Origin of the sequence: Leucobacter insecticola, from assembly GCF_011382965.1 — a bacterium.
Lineage (GTDB): Bacteria > Actinomycetota > Actinomycetes > Actinomycetales > Microbacteriaceae > Leucobacter > Leucobacter insecticola.
This window is the reverse complement of sequence record NZ_CP049934.1, coordinates 2,243,470-2,263,250: the sequence shown is the minus strand read 5'-3', so window position 1 is coordinate 2,263,250 and position 19,781 is coordinate 2,243,470. Positions and strand designations below refer to the sequence as shown.

Sequence of the window (19,781 nt, the reverse complement as noted above, 5' to 3'; positions counted from 1 at the left end):
TATTGCCCGCCACTGACAACGGGGCGAGATCTGGGGATACACTATTCGGCATGACTACCGAAGCCCCCGTTGTTGAGTTCTGGTTTGATCCGATCTGCCCGTGGTGCTGGATGACGAGCCGCTGGGCCAGCGAGGTCGCCGATGCCCGCGGGTTCAGCATTGCTTGGCACCCGATTAGTCTCGCGATCATTAATGAGGGTCAAGAAGACCAGGGTTCCCACGGTGAGTTTCACCGCCAAGGCCTCAGGCTCGGTCGTGTCGTTGAAGCAGCGCGGCGGGCGCACGGTGAGGACGTCGTCGGAAAACTTTATACGGCCTTCGGTACGCGCATTCACCCGGGCGGGCAAACAGACACCGACGCAATCATCTCTGCGTCCCTCGCAGAGCTCTCGCTTCCCGCGGAACTTGCCGCGGCCGCTGAAGATGACAGCCTTGATGCGCAATTACGTGCGAACACCGATCACGCAATGGCGATCGCGGGACCCGACGTGGGCGTGCCGATTATCTCCGTCAACGGGGTCGCTTTCTTTGGGCCCGTGGTAACTCCGGCGCCGACGGGCGAAGATGCACTGCGTTTGTGGGACGGGATCGTGATGGCGGCCGGCGTGCCCGGTTTCTACGAGCTGAAGCGTGGCAGGACCGCCGGTCCGCAGTTTTGATCGGGGATCCCGCCGCTACAATTACCCGCATGCGCATTCACGTAGCCACAGACCACGCCGGACTCGAATTTAGCCAGCAGCTGCAGCAGCATCTGCAGGGGAGAGGATTCGAGGTCGTCGATCACGGGCCCGCTGAGTATGACGCGCTCGACGACTACCCGTCGTTCTGCATCAACGCGGCGTTGGGGGTGGCGCGTGATGAGCGTGCGGGGGTTCCGGCGCTGGGAGTGGTGTTTGGTGGCTCCGGCAACGGTGAGCAGATGGCGGCGAACAAGGTCGAGGGGATCCGCGCCGCCCTTGTGTGGAACGAGTCGACAGCGACGCTAGCGCGCGAGCACAACAATGCGAACGTCATCTCGATTGGCGCCCGCCAGCACCCGGTTGAGGATGCGATCCGGTTCATCGACACGTTTATCGATACGCCGTTCACTGAGGACGAGCGTCACGTGCGTCGCATCTCCCAGTTAGGGGAGTACGAGCGCACGGGCGCGATCGCGGGTAAACAGGTCGACGCGCTGTAGCCCGATAGTCCGTAGCCATGCCAGAGGGACATTCCGTACATCGCATCGCACGCCAGTTCGCGGCCAATTTTGTTGGTACCGCGCCAGAGGTGTCGAGCCCGCAGGGGCGCTTTGCCGAGGGCGCCGCGATCCTGAACCGCCGCGAAATGACCGACGCTCGCGCCGTGGGGAAGCAAATGTTTCTCGAGTTTGAGGGGGGCTGTGGCTGCGGGTACACCTGGGTATCTACGGAGCCTGGGATTTTTCGGGGGATGTTCGGGTGGATCCGTCGATCCAGATTCACGGGCAGACTCCCGGGCACTCGAAACTGGGCCAGACCGGCATGGCGGGCGCGGTCGATCACGCCGGCGAAGACTCGGTCACCTCGATTGGTGCGCCGAGACGCACACGCGTGCGCATGGCGGAGGAAGACCGCGAGGGCACAGCGCTTGAGAGCTTCCCGCCGGAGCCGGTCGGCCAGGTGCGGGTGCGGCTGCTGAACGACACGGTGTGCGCGGATCTGCGCGGGCCGACCGTGTGTGAGGTGCAGACGCCCGCGGAAGTGGAAGCGGTGCGGCAACGCCTCGGCCCGGATCCTGCGAACGCCAACACGGAAGCAGAAAAGCGACGTTTCATCGAGCGAGCCGCGAAGAAGAAGACCCCCATTGGGTTGGTGCTGATGGATCAGTCGGTCGTTGCCGGTATTGGCAATGTGTACCGCGCGGAGATGCTGTTTCGCGCCGCGTTGAATCCACACACTCCCGCGAATGAAGTCGGCGAAGATGCCCTCGCTGCGATGTGGGATGACTGGGCGCAGCTGCTAGAAATCGGCATCACGGTGGGGCAGATGATCACGATCGACGGGCTCACGGGCGACGATTATGTGCGGGCGCTTCGGGATCGCGACGAGCGCCACTGGGTGTACAAACTTGAGGGAACTCCCTGTAAACGCTGCGGCACCAACATCGTGCTCGAGGAGATCGGTGCCAGGAAGCTGTACTGGTGTCCGGGGTGCCAAGCCTGACGCGCAAGACCCCAGAACTGTGACATAATAGATCCTTGTGCCACGGTGCGTCACTGCCACGAGGGTCCGCACAGACCGTGAGCTCATCAACTTTTACTTATCGAATTCCGCGTTCCGACTTGTGGCGGCCGCAGAGAGAGACCATCATGCAGAAGCTCGACCACGTCGATGCCGCGTCGCTCAAGAGTGACATTCCCGCGTTCCGTGCCGGCGATAACGTCAAGGTGCACGTCAACATCGTTGAAGGCAACCGTTCACGTATCCAGGTGTTCCAGGGTGTTGTGATTTCCCGCCACGGCGAGGGCGTCCGCGAGACTTTCACCGTTCGCAAGATCAGCTTCCAGGTGGGTGTGGAGCGTAAGTTCCCGCTGCACTCGCCTGCGATCGACAAGATCGAGGTTGTCACCCGCGGTGATGTCCGTCGTGCAAAGCTTTACTACCTGCGTGGCCTCACCGGTAAGAAGGCCAAGATCAAGGAGAAGCGCGAGATCTAGTCGCGTTTCCTCTCGGACTTTTCAAAGAAGTCTGTGACACTCTCAGGCTCCCCCTGTCAGGGATGGGAGCCTGAAGTGTCTGTAGAAGCCGTACCTGAAGCATGGAGCAGTAATGAGCGAAACCGTGGCCTCTGAGCCTCGTCGACGGCATCGTCGTGGAGGTCTGTTCGGCTTCCTACGTGACCTCATCATCATTTTGGTGGTCGCCTTTTTGGTGTCGTTCCTGCTGAAGACATTTCTGGTGCGCAGCTTCTACATTCCTTCGCCGTCGATGGAACAGACGCTCATGGTGAACGATCGGATCCTCGTCAACCAGCTCGTGCCCGACGTTGTCGGTGTGCAGCGCGGCGACATCGTGGTGTTCAAAGATCCGGGTGGTTGGCTGCACCCGAGCGGCAATCTGCCACCTCAGGGCTTTGAGAAGGTGCTGCAAGCGGTGGGACTCGCGGCCGACACGAGCGATGAGTACGTGGTGAAGCGCGTCATCGGGATCGGAGGGGACCGAGTCTCTTGTTGCGATGCCCAGGGCCGCGTGATGGTCAACGGCGTGCCGATCGACGAACCCTACGCGGTGATTCCGCAGGGTGAGAAACGGGCCTCCGCCATTGACTTCGATGTCACCGTCCCCGAGGGATCCGTGTGGGTGATGGGCGACAACCGCTACGCGAGCAAAGATTCGCGCTACAACCAGGATCAGCCCGGCAAGGGCTTTGTGCCCGAGGATGAGATCGTCGGGCGAGCCTTCGTGCTCAACTGGCCGCTGAATCGCTTTAGTTGGCTCGGCACGCCCGAGGGCACGTTCACGGGGGTTGAGGAAGCGAAAACCTCGAAGTGACGGCCGGGAAGGCTGCCGCGGTCGATCCTGAAGCTCAGACCGTGGTCTCGAAGGATCCTACCCTTGACACAGAGGCGGCACTCTTTGCCGAGGGGGCGACGCTCGTCATCGGCATGGACGAGGTTGGCCGTGGCGCGATCGCTGGCCCTGTTGCGGTCGGCGCCCACGCAGTCGCAGTGGGCACGAGCACTTTTCCTGAGGGTCTGCGAGATTCCAAGCTGCTGAGCGAGAAGCGGCGCGACGCGCTTGCGCCGCTCATCGAGGAGTGGGGTGCGGGGGCCGTGGGCTACGCGAGCGCCGAAGAGATCGACGAGCACGGGATCACGGCCATGCTGGGGGAGGCTGCCCGGAGGGCACTGCTCGAACTTCACCGTGCGGGAGTGAGTGTCGACACTGCGGTGATCCTGCTCGATGGCAACCAGGACTGGTTGACCCCGTGCCTGCGCAAACCACTCGATGTGCGCACAAAAGTTGGGGCCGATCGCAGCTGTGCGAGCGTCGCGGCGGCCTCGGTGCGAGCGAAGGTGGCGCGTGACTCGCTCATGCGTGAGGCCGATGACGTGCACCCGGAGTACTGCTGGGGCTCGAACAAGGGCTACGGCGCGAAGGCGCACTACGCGGGAATCGAATCACACGGCCTCACCGAGTTGCACCGGCACAGCTGGATTAAGGCCGGAACTCAGACCGAGCGATAGGCTTGTCTGGTGCGTACAGCTGAGCTATCACCGGAGGCACCCATTGGGGTCTTTGACTCCGGTGTAGGCGGACTCACCGTGGCGCGGGCGATTCGGGATCAGCTCCCGAACGAGTCGATGATTTACGTCGGTGACACGGCTCGCACGCCCTACGGCCCGCGCCCCATCGCGGAGGTGCGTCAGTTTGCGCTCGAGATCCTTGACGACCTCGTCAGCCAGGGCGTGAAGATGCTCGTGATCGCGTGCAACACGGCTTCGGCTGCAGTGTTGCGTGACGCGCGAGAGCGCTATGCCGTGCCCGTGATAGAGGTGATCGCGCCGACCGTGCGAAGTGCAGCATCAATTACTCGCAACCGGAAGGTAGGGCTCATTGGCACGACGGGCACGATCCAGTCCCGCGCGTATGACGACCTGTTCGCTGTGCGCCCGGAGATTACCCTGAGCGCCGTCGCCTGTCCGCGCTTCGTTGAGCTGGTCGAGGCCGGCGAGACGAGTGGCCCCGAGGTGCTTGCCGTGGCTGAAGAATACCTGGCGCCGTTGGTCGACCAGGGTGTTGACACGCTCGTGCTTGGCTGCACACACTACCCATTCCTGCGCGGAGCAATCGCGCAGGTGATGGGCCGCGGCGTTGCCCTCGTGTCGAGCGACATTGAGACCGCGAACGAGGTGTACCGCACACTCACCGAGCTTGACCTGCTGCGCACCGCGCCCACTGAGCCCGAGCTTCGCTACGAAGCTACCGGCACTGATACCGCAGAATTTGTCGATCTTGCCCAGCGCATGCTGGGCATCGGGATCGAAACCGTAGACCTACTTTCAACCGGGGCGATTCAACTGCCCGTTTACTCTGTCGATACCCCTGGAGGATCCGAATGACCGAAACTGTCCGCGCCGATGGGCGCAAGAACTCGCAGATGCGTCCGGTCGCGATTGAGCGAGGTTGGAGCGCTCAGGCCGAGGGCAGTGCACTCATCTCCTTTGGGAACACCCGCGTGCTCTGCACCGCGTCGTTTACGCCCGGGGTACCGCGCTGGTTGAAGGGTCAGGGTACCGGCTGGGTCACGGCCGAGTATTCGATGCTGCCGCGGTCCACGAACGAGCGCATGCAGCGTGAATCGGTGCGCGGCAAGATTGGTGGTCGCACCCACGAGATTTCGCGACTGATCGGCCGCAGCTTGCGCGCTGTGATCGACACGAAAGCGCTCGGTGAGAACACGATTGTGATTGACTGCGATGTGTTGCAGGCAGACGGCGGCACCCGCACCGCGTCGATCACCGGAGGGTATGTTGCTCTCGCTGATGCGATCGCCTGGGCCCGCGCCGAGGGACACATTGCGAAGAATGCCGCGCCGCTGACCGACAGCGTTGCAGCCGTGTCGGTCGGGATCGTCGGCGGTACGCCGATGAGTGATCTCGCCTACGTCGAGGACTCGCGCGCGGAGACGGACATGAATGTGGTGGTCACCGGATCCGGCGACTTCATCGAGGTGCAGGGCACCGCCGAGGGCATGCCGTTCAAGCGTGCAGAGCTTGACGCACTGCTTGATCTTGCGCTCGTCAGTGCGGCCGAACTGACCCTGTTGCAGGGGAAGGTCCTCGCAGAGGCTCTGGCGGAGAGTCGCTAACCATGACTGCGCGCACGGTGGTCCTCGCCTCCCACAACGCACACAAGCTCGAGGAGTTGCGCCGGATCCTCGGCCCGTTGATCCCGGGGATCGAGCTTGTCGGTTACGACGGGCCCGAGCCGATCGAGAACGGGCTGAGCTTTGCTGACAACGCGTTACTCAAGGCGCGCGCGGCAGCCGCTCACACTGGCCTTCCCGCGATCGCCGACGACTCGGGGATCGCTGTTGATGTGCTCGGCGGTTCTCCGGGCATCTTCTCGGCGCGCTGGGGTGGACCGGCGCGCAGTGACCGGGCAAATGTTGATTTGCTGCTGTGGCAGTTGACTGACGTTGCCGACGAGCACCGCGCTGCGGGTTTCGTGTGTGCGGCAGCGTTGGTGGTGCCCGGCAACGATGGCGATGCTCACGAGACAGTGAAGCTGGGTGTGTGGCCGGGGCGCGTGCTGCGTGAGCCGCACGGCGAGCACGGCTTTGGTTACGATCCCGTGTTTCAGCCGGAGGGGGAGACTCGCTCGGCCGCCGAACTCACCGCGCCCGAAAAGGACGCTCTGTCGCACCGCACCCGTGCGTTCAGTGCGCTTGCGCCCGAGATCGTGGAGCGGCTAGCCTAGACACTGTCGTTTTGCGTTCGCGCGCATAATTCGACCGAACCTGGGCTCGTGGGCAGATCTGCCCGGGCCTGTGTGCATTCGCAGTGGCCCCACAACCGCGAATCCGGCACCCAACACACCCCACTTGATTGTTCACTCATTGGGAGAAGTGTATGTCGACAGTTCCGTCGGGCGGCTTGGTGCGCCCGGAAATTTCAGAAGCAGATGCCGCAATGATTGCCCGCGAGTGCTACGGCCTCGACGTGCAGGTTCGAGAGCTGGGTAGCAACCAGGATCGCAACTTTGCCCTGGTTGCTACAGACGGTTCACGCAGTGTGTTGCGGATCGACAATCCGGTCTTTGAAGATGCCGCACGAGACGCGCAGCACGCCGCGCTCGATGCCTACCGGGCTGCCGGTGTGGCCGTCGCGAGTGTGCTGCCCGGGCTTGATGGCGAGCTAACGCAAAGCTGGGGCGGATTTGCGGCGCGCCGCAGCGAGTTTGCCGAAGGTGAGCCGATGGTCGACGCGGGCTATTTTGCGCCGATCGTCATCGAAGAGTTTGGGGCACTGGCTGCTGCCTCGGTGAACGCACTCGCCGGGCTGACGCATCCCGGCCTTGAACGCGCGCAGATGTGGGACATGCGTGTCGCGTACGCGGAGACGATGGGGCTCGCCGCCTCGATCACCGATGCCCCGCTGCGGGATCGGGTGATCGCCGCCGCGGAGGCGGCCAATGCCGCGCTGTCCGCGGTGCAGAGCGCACTGCCGGTGCAGGCGATCCACGGTGATCTCACCGATGACAACGTCATGGGGCGCCGTGGCAGCGACACGCGCCTGCACCCCCACACCGTGCTCGACCTCGGGGATCTCGGTATGGGGTGGCGCGTTGCCGAACTCGCCGTGACTTGTTCGTCGCTGCTGCACCACGAGCCCGCGCGTCCGCTGCGGCTCCTCGATGCCGTCAGCGCCTTCCACCGTGATGCTCCGCTACATGAGACTGAGGCGCGTGCACTGTGGCCGCTTATCGTGCTTCGGGCCGCGCTGCTCGTTGCGAGCGGCTGGCGCCAGCTCGAGATCGACGGCGACAACGAGTATGCGCGTGAGCGGATCGCGGGGGAGCAGGCGATCTTCGATTCTGCGACGCTACTGCCGCTCGCCGAGATGACCGAGCAGGTGCTCGCGCGCTTGGGTATTGCGGTTACCATGCCGGAGCCTCAGAGTGTTGCAGGAGATCCTTTGCGCGCCCTGCTGCCGGGACTCACCGGCAAGGTGGCGGTGCTTGATCCCGGTGTGGAGAGCGAGGCTCTGGAAGCCGGAAAGTGGCAGGCGTCAGACGCGGAGGAGCAGCTCATCATGCGCGCCTTCGCCGATGGCGCGCCGGCCGCAGTGCTGCCGTACGGGGTTTACCGCATGACGAGGACTGTCGTCGATACACCAGACGCTGCGGCAACCTGGCCCATCGACGCTGAAGTGTGGCTGCCTGCCGGCGGCTCCTTCTCCGTGACCGCACCCGCTGCCGGCCGGGTCATCAACGTCGACGCTGGCACCTTGCGGATCGAGACCGGCGATGGCTGGGTGCTTGCGCTGCGCGGGATCCAGCACAGCCTGTCACTCGGAACCGAACTCGCTGCGGGCGACGCGATCGCTTCGCTGCACGAGAGCACGGAACCGCGTTCACTCGCGGTGGGGCTGCGTCGCGCCGATGTTCATGACACGGTCGAATTCGACGAGAACCGCGCTGCCCTCGTGACGCCGGAGCGCGTGCCCGCATGGTCACGCTTCACGCACGACCCCGCCGCGATCCTCGGACTGCCGCAGCTTGCGCAGCACGACGAATCGGCCGCCGAGCTCGCCCGCCGCGAACAGATCTTTGCGAGTGCGCAGGAGCGCTACTATGAGCGCCCCATGCAGATCGAGCGCGGTTGGCGGCACCACCTGGTTGACACGACCGGGCGCGCCTACATCGACATGGTCAACAACGTCACGGGACTGGGGCACGGCCACCCCGGCGTCGCGGACGCGGTGAACCGGCAGATCCGGATCCTGAACACCAATTCGCGCTTCCTCTACCGCGAACTCGCCGAGTACAGTGAGCGGCTGCTTGCGCTGCTGCCCGCGGGGAGCGAACTCGATACCGTCTTGCTGGTCAACAGCGGCTCGGAGGCGGTGGATCTGGCGCTGCGGCTCGCCCAGGCCGCGACCGGACGCAAGACCGTTGTCGCACTGCGCGAGGCCTACCACGGCTGGACGATGGCCTCCGATGCAGTGACGACTTCCGCTTACGACAACCCCTATGCACTCGAAAACCGGCCCGACTGGGTGCACGTCGCCGACGTGCCGAACCGTTACCGTGGAACCTACCGCGGCGAGGCGACCGGGGCCCAGTACGCTGCAGACCTGGGGCGGGATCTTGCGCAGCTCGCCGCCGAGGGGCGGGCGCCGGCCGCGTTCATCTGCGAGTCGGTGCTCGGCAATGCCGGTGGCGTGTTGCTGCCCGAGGGGTATCTCGCGGACACTTATGCGCGAGTGCGTGCCGCGGGCGGTCTGTGCATCGCCGACGAGGTCCAGGTGGGCTTTGGTCGCATGGGGTCGAGCTTCTGGGGCTTCGAACAGTCGGGGGTCAGCCCCGACATCATCACGATCGCGAAGCCAATGGGCAACGGATTCCCGATCGGTGGCGTCATTACTTCGAAGCGGATCGCTGATGCGCTCGCAACCCAGGGGCAGTTTTTTGCCTCCGCAGGTGGTAATCCCCTGAGCTGCCGAGTGGGGCTGGCCGTGCTCGACGCGATGGCGGCGGAAGGCCTACAGGAGAACGCTCGAGTAGTGGGGGCGCGGCTCGCGGCAGGCTTCCGTGGGCTCGCCGAGCGTCACGCCATCATCGGGCCGGTGCACGGCGAGGGTCTGTACCTCGGTGTTGAGCTGGTGCGGGATCGCGACACCATGGAACCCGCGACCGCTGAGGCGGCTGCGATCTGTGAGCGCCTGAAGGAACTCGGGGTCGTGGTGCTTACGACCTCCGAGCGCTCCAACGTGCTGAAGGTGAAGCCCCCGCTGTGTCTCACCGCTGAGAGTGCCGACTACGTCGTGTCTGCGCTCGATCGGGTCCTCACCGAGGGGTGGTAGCTACAGCTGCAGCACCGTACGGGCGATCAGGAAGTAGATGATCAGGCCTGTGGCGTCCACAAACGTCGTGATGAACGGATTTGAAAATACCGCAGGATCCACCTTGATTGCTCGCGCGGCCAGCGGCATCACCCCGCCGACCGAGGCAGCGACCGTGCAGACGGCGAGGAGGGTGAGTCCGATCACCACACCGATGTCTGGGCTGAAGAAGACAGCGGTGATCCCGAACCCCATGCACCCGAGGAGCAGGCCGAGCATTGCGCCCGTGCGTACTTCCTTGCCGAGCACGCGCGCAAGATCCCGCGGCCTGACATCACCAAGCGCGAGGGCTCGGGTCACCGTGGTGGCGGCCTGATTGCCGGTGTTGCCGCCCGTGCCAATGAGCAGCGGCACAAACAGGGCGAGGGCCGTGACCTGTTCGATTGTCGCCTCAAAGGCAGAAAGCACCTGCACGGTCAACGCCGCACCGAGCGCGAGCACCAGCAACCACACCACGCGCGAGCGTACGATGGTGAATACCGGGGTCGAAAGGTACGGTCGATTCAGCGGTTCGACACCGCCCTGGCGCGCCGAATCCTCGTTCTCCTCGATCTCGACGATACGTGCCGCGTCATCAATGGTGAGCATGCCAACGAGACGGTTCTCGCTGTCGACGATCGGCATGGCGAGTAACCGCAGGTCGACACAGAGCCGAGCTGCGTGTTCGGCGTCGAGGGTTGCCTCTGCGGTGTGAGGGGCCTGCATGAGATGCTCGACCAGGGTGTCATCTGTGGCACCAAGCAGATCCCGCAGGCTAATGACCCCAACCACTTTGCGGCCGTGATCGAGTACCGGGATTGTGTAGATCGTTTCGGCGTCTGCGAGACGATCACGCACCCTCTGCATCGTCGCCGCGACCGTTGTCCCAACGTGGGTGCTCACCATCTCGGGTGTCATACGGCGCCCGACGCTGTCTTGTGGATATCCGAGCAACCCGGCGGTCAAAGCGCGCTCTTCGGCGGGAAGACCGCTCAGGAGCCTGGCAGCAAGCGCGGCGGGTACTTCGTCGAGCAGCCACATGCGGTCATCGGGATCAAGCTCCGCGAATAGTTGGGCGACCTCCGGTGCCTGCAGCGCGGTGAGGAGGTCGCTCTGCAGCGCAGGATCAAGCGCCTCGAACACCTCGAGTGCACGATCCTTCGGCAACAGCCGATGCGCCATCGCGCGGTGCTGCACCGAAAGATGCTCGAACACCACCACCAGATCCGGTGACGACAGTTCTGTGAGTTCGGCAGTGATCGGGGCGAGTTCGCGGCTCTCGAGTTGCTGCGGGATGCGATCGATGAGCTGATCGAGCTGTTCGGTGTGAATGGTCATGGCAAACACTTTCGGCTGATACACGCGAAGTACGTGTATCAGCCGAAAGTATCAGTCGAGGCAGGGTTAGAGCCAGGTGCCAAACTTCTTCACGAAGCGGACTTTCAGGAACTGCGTCAGTCCCATGTAAGCGAGCAGCGTACCGATCAGCCACGGGAAGTAGCTCCAGGGCAGCGGCACCAGGCCGAGCGACTGACCCCAACCCGAGAATGGCAGGATCAGACCAAAGACACACACGATCGAAGTCGCGACCAGTACAGGCCAGGCGGCCGTTGACTGAATGAACGGAATCTTCTTGGTGCGGATCATGTGCACGATCAGAGTCTGCGACAGCAGCGACTCGATGAACCAACCGGACTGGAAGAGCGACGCGTCGCCGACGGTGTTCGCCTGGAAGATGAACCACATCAGTGCGAAGGTGGTGATGTCGAAGATCGAGCTGATGGGTCCGATCCGGATCATGAACTGTGCGAGGCTCTTCGTCTCCCACTTGCGGGGCTTGCGCAGGTACTCGTCATCCATCTTGTCCCAGGTGACGGTGAGCATCGAGAGATCGTAAGACAGGTTCTGCACCAGCACCACGAGCGGGATCATCGGGATGAACGGCAGCATGGCGCTCGCGACAAGTACCGAGAACATGTTGCCGAAGTTCGACGACGCCGTCATCTTGATGTACTTGATGGTGTTCCCGAATGTGCGGCGGCCCTCAATGATGCCCTCTTCGAGCACGCCCAGATCCTTCTCCAGCAGGATGATGTCAGCTGACTCCTTCGCGATATCGACCGCGGTGTCGACGGAGATGCCGACGTCCGCCGTGCGCAGCGCTGCCGCGTCGTTGATGCCATCACCGAGGAAGCCGACGACGTGATCCCCAGCGCGGATCGCCTCGACGATGCGTGCCTTCTGCAGCGGGTTGACCTTCGCGAACACTGTGGTCCGCTCCGCCAGCTCCGTCAGCTCTTCCATCGACAAATCATCGATCGCGCTGCCGAGCACCACGGTGCCGACGTCGATCCCGACCTCGCGGCAGACCGTCGCGGCAACCAGCTCGTTGTCGCCCGTGATGACCTTCACCTGCGTGCCGTACGCCTGGATCTTTTCGATCGCATCGGATGCCGAAGCCTTGGGCGGGTCAAGGAAGGCGAGCAGACCGACGAGGGTCATGTCGCGCTCATCGCTCGTGAAGTAGTCTGCCTCAGTGCCCCGCTCGGGGATCGGCCGCACGCTCCGTGTTGCGAGCGCGAGCACCCGCATGCCGAGCTTGTTGTTTTCCGCGATAAGTGCGTTGATCTCAAGCTTGCGCTCGGTGGTCAACTCACGCACTTCGTCGCCGCGACGCTCGGAGGTGCACACCGACATTACTTCCTCCGCGGCACCCTTGGTGATGATGAGGTGCTGTTCGGCATCGCTGACCACCACCGACATCCGCCGCCGCACGAAGTCGAACGGCATCTCGTCAACCAGCTCGTAGTCGGTCAGGACCCGGTCGAGCACGGAACCCGCGCCGGCGTCGATGATCGCACGATCGAGGAGGTTACGCAGCCCGGTCTGGAAGTGCGCGTTCGCGGTCGCGAGCTGCAGGATCTCTTCGGAAGTATCGCCGTTGAGATCGAGGTGGCGCTCCAGCACGATGCGATCCTCGGTGAGGGTTCCGGTCTTGTCGGTGCAGAGCACATCCATCGCACCGAAGTTCTGGATGCTGTTGAGGCGCTTCACGATGACTTTGCGCTTTGCCATGAACTGTGCGCCCTTGGCGAGGTTCGCCGTGACGATCAGCGGCAGCATCTCGGGGGTCATGCCCACCGCAACGGTGACGGCAAACAGGAAGGCGCTCGTCCAGTCCTTGGTCAGGCCGTTGATGATGAACACACACGGCACCATGAACAGCATGAACTTGATGAGCAGGAAGGTGACGTTGCGGATGCCCTTGTCGAAGCTCGTCTCGGGGCGGGTGCTGCTGAGGCTCGAGGCCATGCTGCCGAAGTAGCTGTTGCTCCCGGTGCCGAGCACGACCGCGGTGCCCGAACCGCTGACCACGGAGGTGCCCATGAAGCCGATGTTGGTGGCGTCGAGCAGATCCTTGGTATCGAGCTCAAGCATGGGCTCCGGCGTCTTCTCCGTCGGCAGTGATTCGCCCGTCAGCATCGCCTGGTTCAGCTGCAGGTCCTTGGAACGCAGCAGGCGGACGTCCGCGGGGATCATATCGCCCGCGGCGAGCTGGATGATGTCACCCGGCATGATCTCTTCGATCGGCAGCTCGCGGGTGACTGCGACGCCCTTCTGCGAGCGGGTCACGGCGGCGGTCGTGCGGACCATCGCCTTCAGAGCTTCGGCTGAACGGCTCGAGCGGTACTCCTGCCAGAATCGCAGGATCGCGCTCGCGAGCACCATCACGGAGATGGTGATGACGCCCGTGTATTCGGGTCCTTCCTCGGGGTCAGCCCAGATGATGTCCGTGAACACCATGATGGTGACGAGGAACATCAAGATGACAATGAAGGGGTTCTTAAACGTCGCCAGGAACTGCAGGATCGCGGGGGCCGGCTTGTCGTGGCTGACCTCGTTCAGGCCGTAACGTTCCTGGCGTTCTTCGACCTGCACTGCCGTAAGACCCTCAATGGTGCCGCCCATGGTGCTGAGTGCGGTCTCGGGTGCGGCGAGTGCGGCGTCGCGCAACATTGTCTGTTGGGTGTCGGAGAGGAGTGCGCGGCGCTCTTCTCCCTGGTTTGCCCGTCCGCGCTGCTTCTTGCCCTTGCGGGGCGGCGGCGAGGACAGAACTGCTGTGGCGGTCTGGCCGCTCGTTGAGTTCAACGTGTTCATGCCTGATCAGGCCTTTCGTGACGTACACCCTGAGGGGCGCACACGAGAATCTTGGGAATTGGGCACGCCAAATAGCGGATCGTGGATCCGATGGCGGTGCGCCGAGCCTGTGCTACAGGCGGGTTGTCCCTTGGCCGGTGAGGACCGGGGTGGGACGCAATACAGAACTCAATAAATTGGGCGGGTCGTCCATGCCGGATCACCTCCTGCGTTCAATCGGGCAGGGGTACAGTAGCTCTGCCCATCACAAACCGTGATCGTCGAAACGATCACACTGCTCATCGTTCTACCGAAGTGGAGCGATTCACAGTCACCTCCACGTAAGAGCTTCGACACTGCGCGACGTGATCCAAAATTTGGAAGCCACTTTGGGTGACCCCTTAACCCGGGGAAACCTGTCCTAACCTTGGGCATCTCTCGATGTCGTCAGATCAGTGGCCTTTGTTCGCGCAGGAGCCTCGCCTAACGAGGTGCTGCGTGTGTAAGAATAGACCCCAGCCCTACTGTTGTCAATTTAATCGACGCGAGGGCCTCCAACCGGGCGCAAGATTGCCACGTCTGACACGGTCTGACGCACTGTGTCACCACCAGCTGTGAGGATCACCATGATCGACTGGATCGACATTACCCTGCGAATTGGCGCGAGCATCAGCCTCGGCGCGCTTATCGGAATTGAGCGCCAGTGGCGATCGCGGACCGCGGGAATACGCACGAACGCGCTGGTGAGTCTCGGCGCTGCGCTGTTCGTCATCATGGGGGCGTACAGTTTCTCGGGCACCGATGCTGATCCAACCCGCGTTGCCGCACAGATTGTGTCAGGCATCGGATTCTTGGGTGCCGGCGTCATCATGAAACAGGGTGCCTCGATCTCCGGGCTCAATACCGCCGCGACGCTGTGGGCGTCTGCCGCTGTCGGGGCGCTCGCTGGTGGTGGGCTGATGTGGATTGCCGCCGTCGGTACGGTCACGATCATGGCGGCAAACACGCTACTTCGGCCCCTTGGTCGACTGCTCGATAGACGGGTGAGTCCCGGGTTTAAGGAAAGTACGGAGTCGGAGTACACCTTTGAAGTGCGATGCATGCGGGAGCATGAGGTGACGATCCGCGCCGCGGTATTCCGGGCGGTGCACCGCCCTGAACTGGTCGTCAAATCCATCGCTGCGACTGACCTCCCCGAGGACGTTGTGGTGATCTCTGCCATCGTTCACTCTGCAAAGCGCAACGACAGCGAGATCGAGCAGGCCATCGCCGAGGTGATTGAGGCACCCGAGGTGTTGAGCGTGCGGTGGAGCGCTGACGATCTCTCCGGGGTTGACTGAGGGGCTGTTACCTCAGCGCGTCGAGCGCCAGGTTCAGCTCGACGACGTTCACGCGGCGCTCGCCCATAAACCCTGCATCGCGTCCGGTCGTGTATGCATCGAGCAGTGCGGTGACGGTGCCCAGGGGTACGCCTCTGGCCTCTGCCACGCGGGCGGCCTGGAGATAGGCGTAGTCGACGCTGATGTGCGGGTCGAGGCCCGATCCTGACGCTGTGACGGCGTCGGCAGGCACCTCGGACGGATCAACACCGTTGAACTCGGCAATCGCGTCCCTGCGCGCAGATACCTCGGCGATGAGTTCCGGGCTCTCTGGCCCCAGGTTCGAGCCTCCCGAGGCCGTCGAGTCGTAGCCGTCACCGGCAACCGAGGGGCGAGGCTGGAAATACTCGGGAAGCGGGGATCCGTCCGAAGCCTCAAAACGCTGGCCGAGAAGGGCGGATCCTGCGATCTCGCCGTCGGGTCCCCGTAACAGCGAGCCATTCGCTTGCGATGGAAATACCAGCTGCCCGATGCCCGTGACGAGGAGCGGATACGCGATCCCGAGCACCACGGTGAGCAGAAGAGCGATGCGTAGGCCGGTCCAGAGAGGAGTGACCCTGCGGGCTAATTTTTTCGGCATACGGGCCTCCTCAGTATCCCGGCAGCAAACTCACGACCATGTCGATGAGTTTGATCGCGATAATCGGCACGAGCACACCGCTCAAGCCGTTGACGATGAGATTGCGAGTGAGCGCGGAGCCCGGTTCTGTGCTGCGGTAGGGCACGCCGATCAGGGCGAGCGGGATCAGGATCACCATCACCACACTGCTAAACAGCACGGTTGAGAGGATCGCGGAGGCAGGGGAGTGTAGCTGGAGCACATTCAGCGCGGTGAGCCCGGGAAACACCCCAACAAACAGCGCCGGAAAGAGCGTGAAATACCTCACCACATCGTTCGCGAAGTTGAAGGTCATCAGCGCCCCGCGAGTCGACATCTGTCGGCGACCCACCTCGATAATGTCGACGAGGTGGGCGGGATCGTCGTCCAGAATGATCATGTTGGCGGCCTCTTTGGCTGCCGAGGTCGCATTATTCATCGCGATACCGATGTCGGCCTGAGCGAGAGCTGGAGCATCATTGACGCCGTCACCGCTCATCGCGACGAGGTGCCCGAGTTCCTGCTCGTGCACAATCAGGGCAAGCTTGTCTTCAGGTGTCGAATTGCCGACGTACTCGTCGATACCCGCTTCCTCACTGATCGCTTTCGCGGCAAGCTCGTGATCGCCCGTCACCATCACGGTGCGGATCCCGAGCGCGCGCAGAAGACTAATCTTCTTCGGCACGGTGTCTTTCACAACGTCTTGAAGATGAACGACGCCGAGGGCCCGGCCCGGCCCGCTGCCGGGCTTGATGGCGACCACGAGGGGGGTGCCGCCGCCGCGGGCAATATCACGCGTGATCGTCTGCAGTTCATCGATCACGTGCCGCTGCGGCTGGGTGCCGTGCTGTTTGAGCCAGGTGACGGTTGCGGCAACTGCGCCCTTGCGTATCTTCGTGCCGTCCGCGAGATCCAGCCCCGATATCCGCGATGCTGCGCTGAACGGCACCGCGCGGACGTTCGCCGGGTCGGTCAGTTGCGGTTCAATACCCGTCTTGGCTGCGAGCTGAACGATGGATTCGCCCTCGGGTGTTGGATCCTGAATCGATGCCTGCGCGGCAAAAAGTATGAGCTCGTCACGGTCCACCCCGCTGAGCGGCAAAAACTCGATTGCGCTGCGGTTACCCTTCGTCACCGTGCCGGTCTTGTCGAGCAGCACCGTCGTAATATCTCCCGCGGTCTCGAGGGACTTCGCTGAGGTGACGAGCACGCCGCGACGCAATAGCTGTGACATGCCAGCGATCCCAGTCACCGACATGAGCGCTGCGACCTCGGTGGGGATCAAACAGATCACGAGGGCGACCAGGACGGGAATTGAGACCGGCGGAGCGACGGGAGAGACGACAGAGTTGAGCGTGAGAGCCACGATCACGAAGGAGAGTGAGAAGGACGCGAGGAGCGCACCGAAAGCGACCTCGATCGGTGCTTTCTTACGGTGGGATTTGCTCGCGAGGCGGATCGTGCGCTCGAATGTGCTTTCCTCAAAGGAGGCGGTGATCCGCACCACGAGACGATCCGAAAGGTCGAGGGTGCCGCCGGTGACGGCGGTGCGGTCGCCCCCCGCCTTACGGATTATGGTGCCCGAGTGCCCGGTGAATTCGGCCTCATCGATCTCGGCTGCGCCCCACAGTACCTCGCCATCGGCAGGAATCACGTCGCCAGCTTCGACAACCACAACGTCTCCCGCCTTGAGTTCGTGGGAATCGACTTCTTCGATGACGGCGTGCTTCGCTCCACGATCTTTTGCGTAATCGTAATTAATGACTCGCTTCGCGATTGTGTCGGTGCGAACTTGGCGGAGCGACTGCGTTTGTTTTCGCCCGCGGCCTTCGGAAATCGACTCGGCGAGGGTGGCGCTGTAGAGGCAGAGCCAGAATCCGAGGGCGAGCGCCCAGGTGAAGCCGGGCGGCATGACGGTTCCGCCGGACGGCCTCGCGCCACCGAGAAATGGTTCCGCGATGGCGATGACAGTGGTGAGCGCGGCACCCACCTCTGTGAGGAGCAGCACGGGGTTGCGCCAGAGGTAGCGGGGATCGAACTTGCGGAGGGCATCGATCAGGACGGCGCGAATCTCGCTCGGCGCGAGGATGTTGCTGCTCGCCGCGAGGGTCTGCGTGGGGGAGGGAATCTGAGTGGTCATCTGATAAACCCTTCAGCCAGCGGCCCAGCAAGCAGCACGGGTATGAACATGGGGACAGCAATAAAGACGATCAGTCCGGCAAGGAGGATGACGAACTGTGGTCGGTGAAGCGGCAGCTCGAGCGTGCTCTCGGCTTTGCCTTGTTTGGCAAAGGATCCCGCGAGCGCAAGCACGAGCGCGATCGGAATGAAACGACCCAGAAGGATCACCGTGCCGAGCATGTAGTTGAGAAGCGGTGTGTTGGCGCTGAGTCCCGCAAAAGCAGAGCCGTTGTTGATCGCGGCAGAAAGAAATGCGTAGACCACCTCGGAGAGCCCGTGCGGCCCCTCGTTGCCCATACTCGAGACGATCTCGGCCTTCACCGACGGGATCGCGAAGCTCGCCGCGATCCCGCCGATGGCGAGCGTGGGCATCACGAGAATTGCGATGCTGACGATCTTGAGCTCCCGCACGCCGAGTCGCTTGCCGAGGTATACAGGAGAGCGTCCGAGTAGCAGAGCAGTGAGGAACACGGCGATCACCATGAGAATCAGCAGCGTGTAGATGCCGGATCCGGCTCCGCCGGGAGCGACCTCGCCGAGCATCATGTCAAACATGAGCATTAGCCCGCCAAACGCGGTGTAGGAGCCGTGCATCGAGTTCACGGCGCCGCCGGTCGTGCCCGTGGTCGCGGTGGCAAAGAGCGTGGATCCGACGATCCCGAACCGCTGTTCTTTGCCCTCCATCGCACCGCCCGCGAGTTCCGGCGCCGACCCCGCGCCCGCAAATTCGAATGCGGTGAGCGGCGCATAGACGAGCAGGAACAGTGCGCCCATCGTGAAGAGCAGGGCGAAGCCCGCGCGCTGATCGCCCAGCATGGTGCCGACCGTGCGCGGCATGGTGAACGGGATGATCAGCAGCAACAGGGTCTGCAGGATGTTGGTCCACGGCGTCGGGTTCTCGAACGGGTGAGCCGAGTTGGCGTTGAAGAATCCGCCGCCGTTGGTGCCGAGCATCTTGATGGCCTCTTGCGAGGCGGTCGGGCCACCAGGAATTGACTGTGTCGCGCCGGCGACGGTCTCAACGTCGGTGAACCCCGCGAAGTTCTGAATCACCCCGCCAGCGATCAGCAGCACCGCCGCGACCACCGAGATCGGCAGGAGGATCCGCAGGTTTGCCCGCACCAAATCGACCCAGAAATTGCCGAGCCCGCTTCGCCCACCGCGCGAGGCGATACCGCGAATGAGTGCCACAGCGACGGCCATGCTGACGGCGGCGGAGACGAAGTTCTGCACCGCGAGCCCCGCCATCTGCGCGCCGTAGCCGATTGACTGCTCGGGGGAGTACGACTGCCAGTTGGTGTTTGCGACGAACGACGCGACGGTGTTGAACGCGAGGTCCGAACTCATCGCCGGTGTGCCGAGCGCGTAGGGCAGCAGATTCTGGAAACGCAGCATCACAAACAGCAGCAGGAAACCGGCGATTGAGAAGCCGAGGATCGACATCAGATAGGCGCGCCAGGACTGCTGCCGCTCGGGATCGACGCCGGAGAGCTTGTAGATGACACGCTCGATGCGCCAGTGCTCTTTCGAGGTGAACACCCACGCCATGTAGTCACCGAGAGGCCGGTAGGCGAGGGCGATGACCAGCGCGACCGTCAGCAATGACGAGATTGCCAGAAACCAGTTCATTAGAATCGATCCGGCCTGAGAAGTGCGTAACCCAAATAAATCAGCGATCCGAGGCCGATGATTACGGCCACGGCGTCAATGATGCCCATTCATACTCCATCTTGAGGACTGCCCATTGAGCATAGTCCTCGGGTGGTGGGGCGCTAGTCGGTGGGGTTGGGTTGGGATTGCGCTGTTGGCTAAGAGGTTTCATTGGGATGGTGGGTGTGCACTTTTTCAAGGTAAACACAGTTGTCGGCCACGTAGAACCAGATCCGTGCACCGTTGCCCTGTGAGGGTTTATGTTGCC

The 19,781-nt window shown here is 63.1% G+C and carries 16 protein-coding genes, 1 pseudogene and 1 riboswitch; of the genes and pseudogenes, 11 read left to right on the top strand and 6 right to left on the bottom strand.

From position 1 onward, the window contains the following. The first annotated feature begins 50 nt into the window (after nucleotides 1-50). The 10 genes and pseudogenes from G7067_RS10515 (at nucleotide 51) to G7067_RS10470 (ending at nucleotide 9,550) form a co-directional block, all read left to right on the top strand. Entirely contained in the window at nucleotides 51-659 is a 609-nt protein-coding gene (locus G7067_RS10515; protein ID WP_166324066.1) for a mycothiol-dependent nitroreductase Rv2466c family protein, read from the top strand. A 29-nt stretch (nucleotides 660-688) separates the two neighbouring features. Then, on the top strand, nucleotides 689-1,180 hold the full coding sequence (locus G7067_RS10510; protein ID WP_166324064.1) for a ribose-5-phosphate isomerase: 492 nt from the start codon (nucleotides 689-691) through the stop codon (nucleotides 1,178-1,180). A gap of 17 nt (nucleotides 1,181-1,197) precedes the next feature. Next, nucleotides 1,198-2,183, top strand: a pseudogene (locus tag G7067_RS10505) (Fpg/Nei family DNA glycosylase). Nucleotides 2,184-2,329: 146 nt separating this feature from the next. Continuing rightward, a complete protein-coding gene (gene rplS, locus G7067_RS10500; RefSeq protein ID WP_166324062.1) occupies nucleotides 2,330-2,677 on the top strand; it encodes a 50S ribosomal protein L19 in 348 nt (115 codons plus the stop codon). 112 nt (nucleotides 2,678-2,789) lie between these two features. After that, on the top strand, nucleotides 2,790-3,512 hold the full coding sequence (gene lepB / locus G7067_RS10495) for a signal peptidase I (RefSeq protein ID WP_166324060.1): 723 nt from the start codon (nucleotides 2,790-2,792) through the stop codon (nucleotides 3,510-3,512). Next, nucleotides 3,509-4,207, top strand: coding sequence for a ribonuclease HII (locus G7067_RS10490; RefSeq protein WP_244301074.1), 699 nt, complete (start codon nucleotides 3,509-3,511; stop codon nucleotides 4,205-4,207). Before lepB ends, G7067_RS10490 begins: the two co-directional genes overlap by 4 nt. Nucleotides 4,208-4,216: 9 nt before the next feature. Beyond that, nucleotides 4,217-5,083 (top strand): glutamate racemase, encoded by an 867-nt coding sequence (gene murI / locus G7067_RS10485; protein ID WP_166324058.1) that lies wholly within the window; start codon nucleotides 4,217-4,219, stop codon nucleotides 5,081-5,083. Beyond that, complete coding sequence (rph, locus tag G7067_RS10480; protein ID WP_166324056.1) at nucleotides 5,080-5,832, top strand: ribonuclease PH; 753 nt, start codon at nucleotides 5,080-5,082, stop codon at nucleotides 5,830-5,832. The genes murI and rph overlap by 4 nt, the downstream gene beginning before the upstream one ends. Nucleotides 5,833-5,834: 2 nt before the next feature. Next, on the top strand, nucleotides 5,835-6,443 hold the full coding sequence (gene rdgB / locus G7067_RS10475) for an RdgB/HAM1 family non-canonical purine NTP pyrophosphatase (protein WP_166324054.1): 609 nt from the start codon (nucleotides 5,835-5,837) through the stop codon (nucleotides 6,441-6,443). A 152-nt stretch (nucleotides 6,444-6,595) separates the two neighbouring features. Next, nucleotides 6,596-9,550, top strand: coding sequence for an aminotransferase (locus G7067_RS10470; protein ID WP_166324053.1), 2,955 nt, complete (start codon nucleotides 6,596-6,598; stop codon nucleotides 9,548-9,550). Here G7067_RS10470 and mgtE read toward each other — a convergent pair whose 3' ends face one another. Both mgtE and mgtA read right to left on the bottom strand, forming a co-directional pair. Further along, entirely contained in the window at nucleotides 9,551-10,906 is a 1,356-nt protein-coding gene (mgtE, locus tag G7067_RS10465) for a magnesium transporter (protein ID WP_166324051.1), read from the bottom strand. A gap of 66 nt (nucleotides 10,907-10,972) precedes the next feature. Beyond that, nucleotides 10,973-13,726, bottom strand: a complete 2,754-nt coding sequence (mgtA, locus tag G7067_RS10460) for a magnesium-translocating P-type ATPase (protein ID WP_166324050.1) — start codon at nucleotides 13,724-13,726, stop codon at nucleotides 10,973-10,975. Between the two features lie 307 nt (nucleotides 13,727-14,033). Then, nucleotides 14,034-14,203, bottom strand: a riboswitch (M-box (ykoK) riboswitch). Between the two features lie 128 nt (nucleotides 14,204-14,331). Here mgtA and G7067_RS10455 point away from each other — a divergent pair. After that, the gene (locus tag G7067_RS10455) at nucleotides 14,332-15,045 is read left to right on the top strand and encodes an MgtC/SapB family protein (protein WP_166324048.1); all 714 of its coding nucleotides are present in this window, start codon (nucleotides 14,332-14,334) and stop codon (nucleotides 15,043-15,045) included. Between the two features lie 7 nt (nucleotides 15,046-15,052). Here the strand turns inward: G7067_RS10455 and kdpC are convergent, their stop codons facing one another. The 4 genes from kdpC to kdpF are packed head-to-tail and all read right to left on the bottom strand — an operon-like array spanning nucleotide 15,053 to nucleotide 19,581. Next, on the bottom strand, nucleotides 15,053-15,664 hold the full coding sequence (kdpC, locus tag G7067_RS10450; protein ID WP_166324047.1) for a potassium-transporting ATPase subunit KdpC: 612 nt from the start codon (nucleotides 15,662-15,664) through the stop codon (nucleotides 15,053-15,055). Between the two features lie 10 nt (nucleotides 15,665-15,674). Further along, a complete protein-coding gene (kdpB, locus tag G7067_RS10445) occupies nucleotides 15,675-17,822 on the bottom strand; it encodes a potassium-transporting ATPase subunit KdpB (protein ID WP_166324046.1) in 2,148 nt (715 codons plus the stop codon). Continuing rightward, nucleotides 17,819-19,492, bottom strand: coding sequence for a potassium-transporting ATPase subunit KdpA (gene kdpA / locus G7067_RS10440; RefSeq protein WP_166324044.1), 1,674 nt, complete (start codon nucleotides 19,490-19,492; stop codon nucleotides 17,819-17,821). Before kdpA ends, kdpB begins: the two co-directional genes overlap by 4 nt. Further along, nucleotides 19,492-19,581 carry a K(+)-transporting ATPase subunit F gene (gene kdpF, locus G7067_RS10435; RefSeq protein ID WP_166324043.1) on the bottom strand — a complete coding sequence of 30 codons (90 nt, stop codon included), beginning with the start codon at nucleotides 19,579-19,581 and terminating at the stop codon, nucleotides 19,492-19,494. The genes kdpA and kdpF overlap by 1 nt, the downstream gene beginning before the upstream one ends. Nucleotides 19,582-19,781: the final 200 nt, after the last annotated feature.

Coding starts and splice junctions, on each gene's coding strand:
- G7067_RS10515 (WP_166324066.1), top strand. CDS start 51: ATGACTACCGAAGCCCCCGTTGTTGAGTTCTGGTTTGATCCGATCTGC.
- G7067_RS10510 (WP_166324064.1), top strand. CDS start 689: ATGCGCATTCACGTAGCCACAGACCACGCCGGACTCGAATTTAGCCAG.
- rplS (WP_166324062.1), top strand. CDS start 2,330: ATGCAGAAGCTCGACCACGTCGATGCCGCGTCGCTCAAGAGTGACATT.
- lepB (WP_166324060.1), top strand. CDS start 2,790: ATGAGCGAAACCGTGGCCTCTGAGCCTCGTCGACGGCATCGTCGTGGA.
- rph (WP_166324056.1), top strand. CDS start 5,080: ATGACCGAAACTGTCCGCGCCGATGGGCGCAAGAACTCGCAGATGCGT.
- rdgB (WP_166324054.1), top strand. CDS start 5,835: ATGACTGCGCGCACGGTGGTCCTCGCCTCCCACAACGCACACAAGCTC.
- G7067_RS10470 (WP_166324053.1), top strand. CDS start 6,596: ATGTCGACAGTTCCGTCGGGCGGCTTGGTGCGCCCGGAAATTTCAGAA.
- mgtE (WP_166324051.1), bottom strand. CDS start 10,906: ATGACCATTCACACCGAACAGCTCGATCAGCTCATCGATCGCATCCCG.
- mgtA (WP_166324050.1), bottom strand. CDS start 13,726: ATGAACACGTTGAACTCAACGAGCGGCCAGACCGCCACAGCAGTTCTG.
- G7067_RS10455 (WP_166324048.1), top strand. CDS start 14,332: ATGATCGACTGGATCGACATTACCCTGCGAATTGGCGCGAGCATCAGC.
- kdpC (WP_166324047.1), bottom strand. CDS start 15,664: ATGCCGAAAAAATTAGCCCGCAGGGTCACTCCTCTCTGGACCGGCCTA.
- kdpB (WP_166324046.1), bottom strand. CDS start 17,822: ATGACCACTCAGATTCCCTCCCCCACGCAGACCCTCGCGGCGAGCAGC.
- kdpA (WP_166324044.1), bottom strand. CDS start 19,492: ATGAACTGGTTTCTGGCAATCTCGTCATTGCTGACGGTCGCGCTGGTC.
- kdpF (WP_166324043.1), bottom strand. CDS start 19,581: ATGGGCATCATTGACGCCGTGGCCGTAATCATCGGCCTCGGATCGCTG.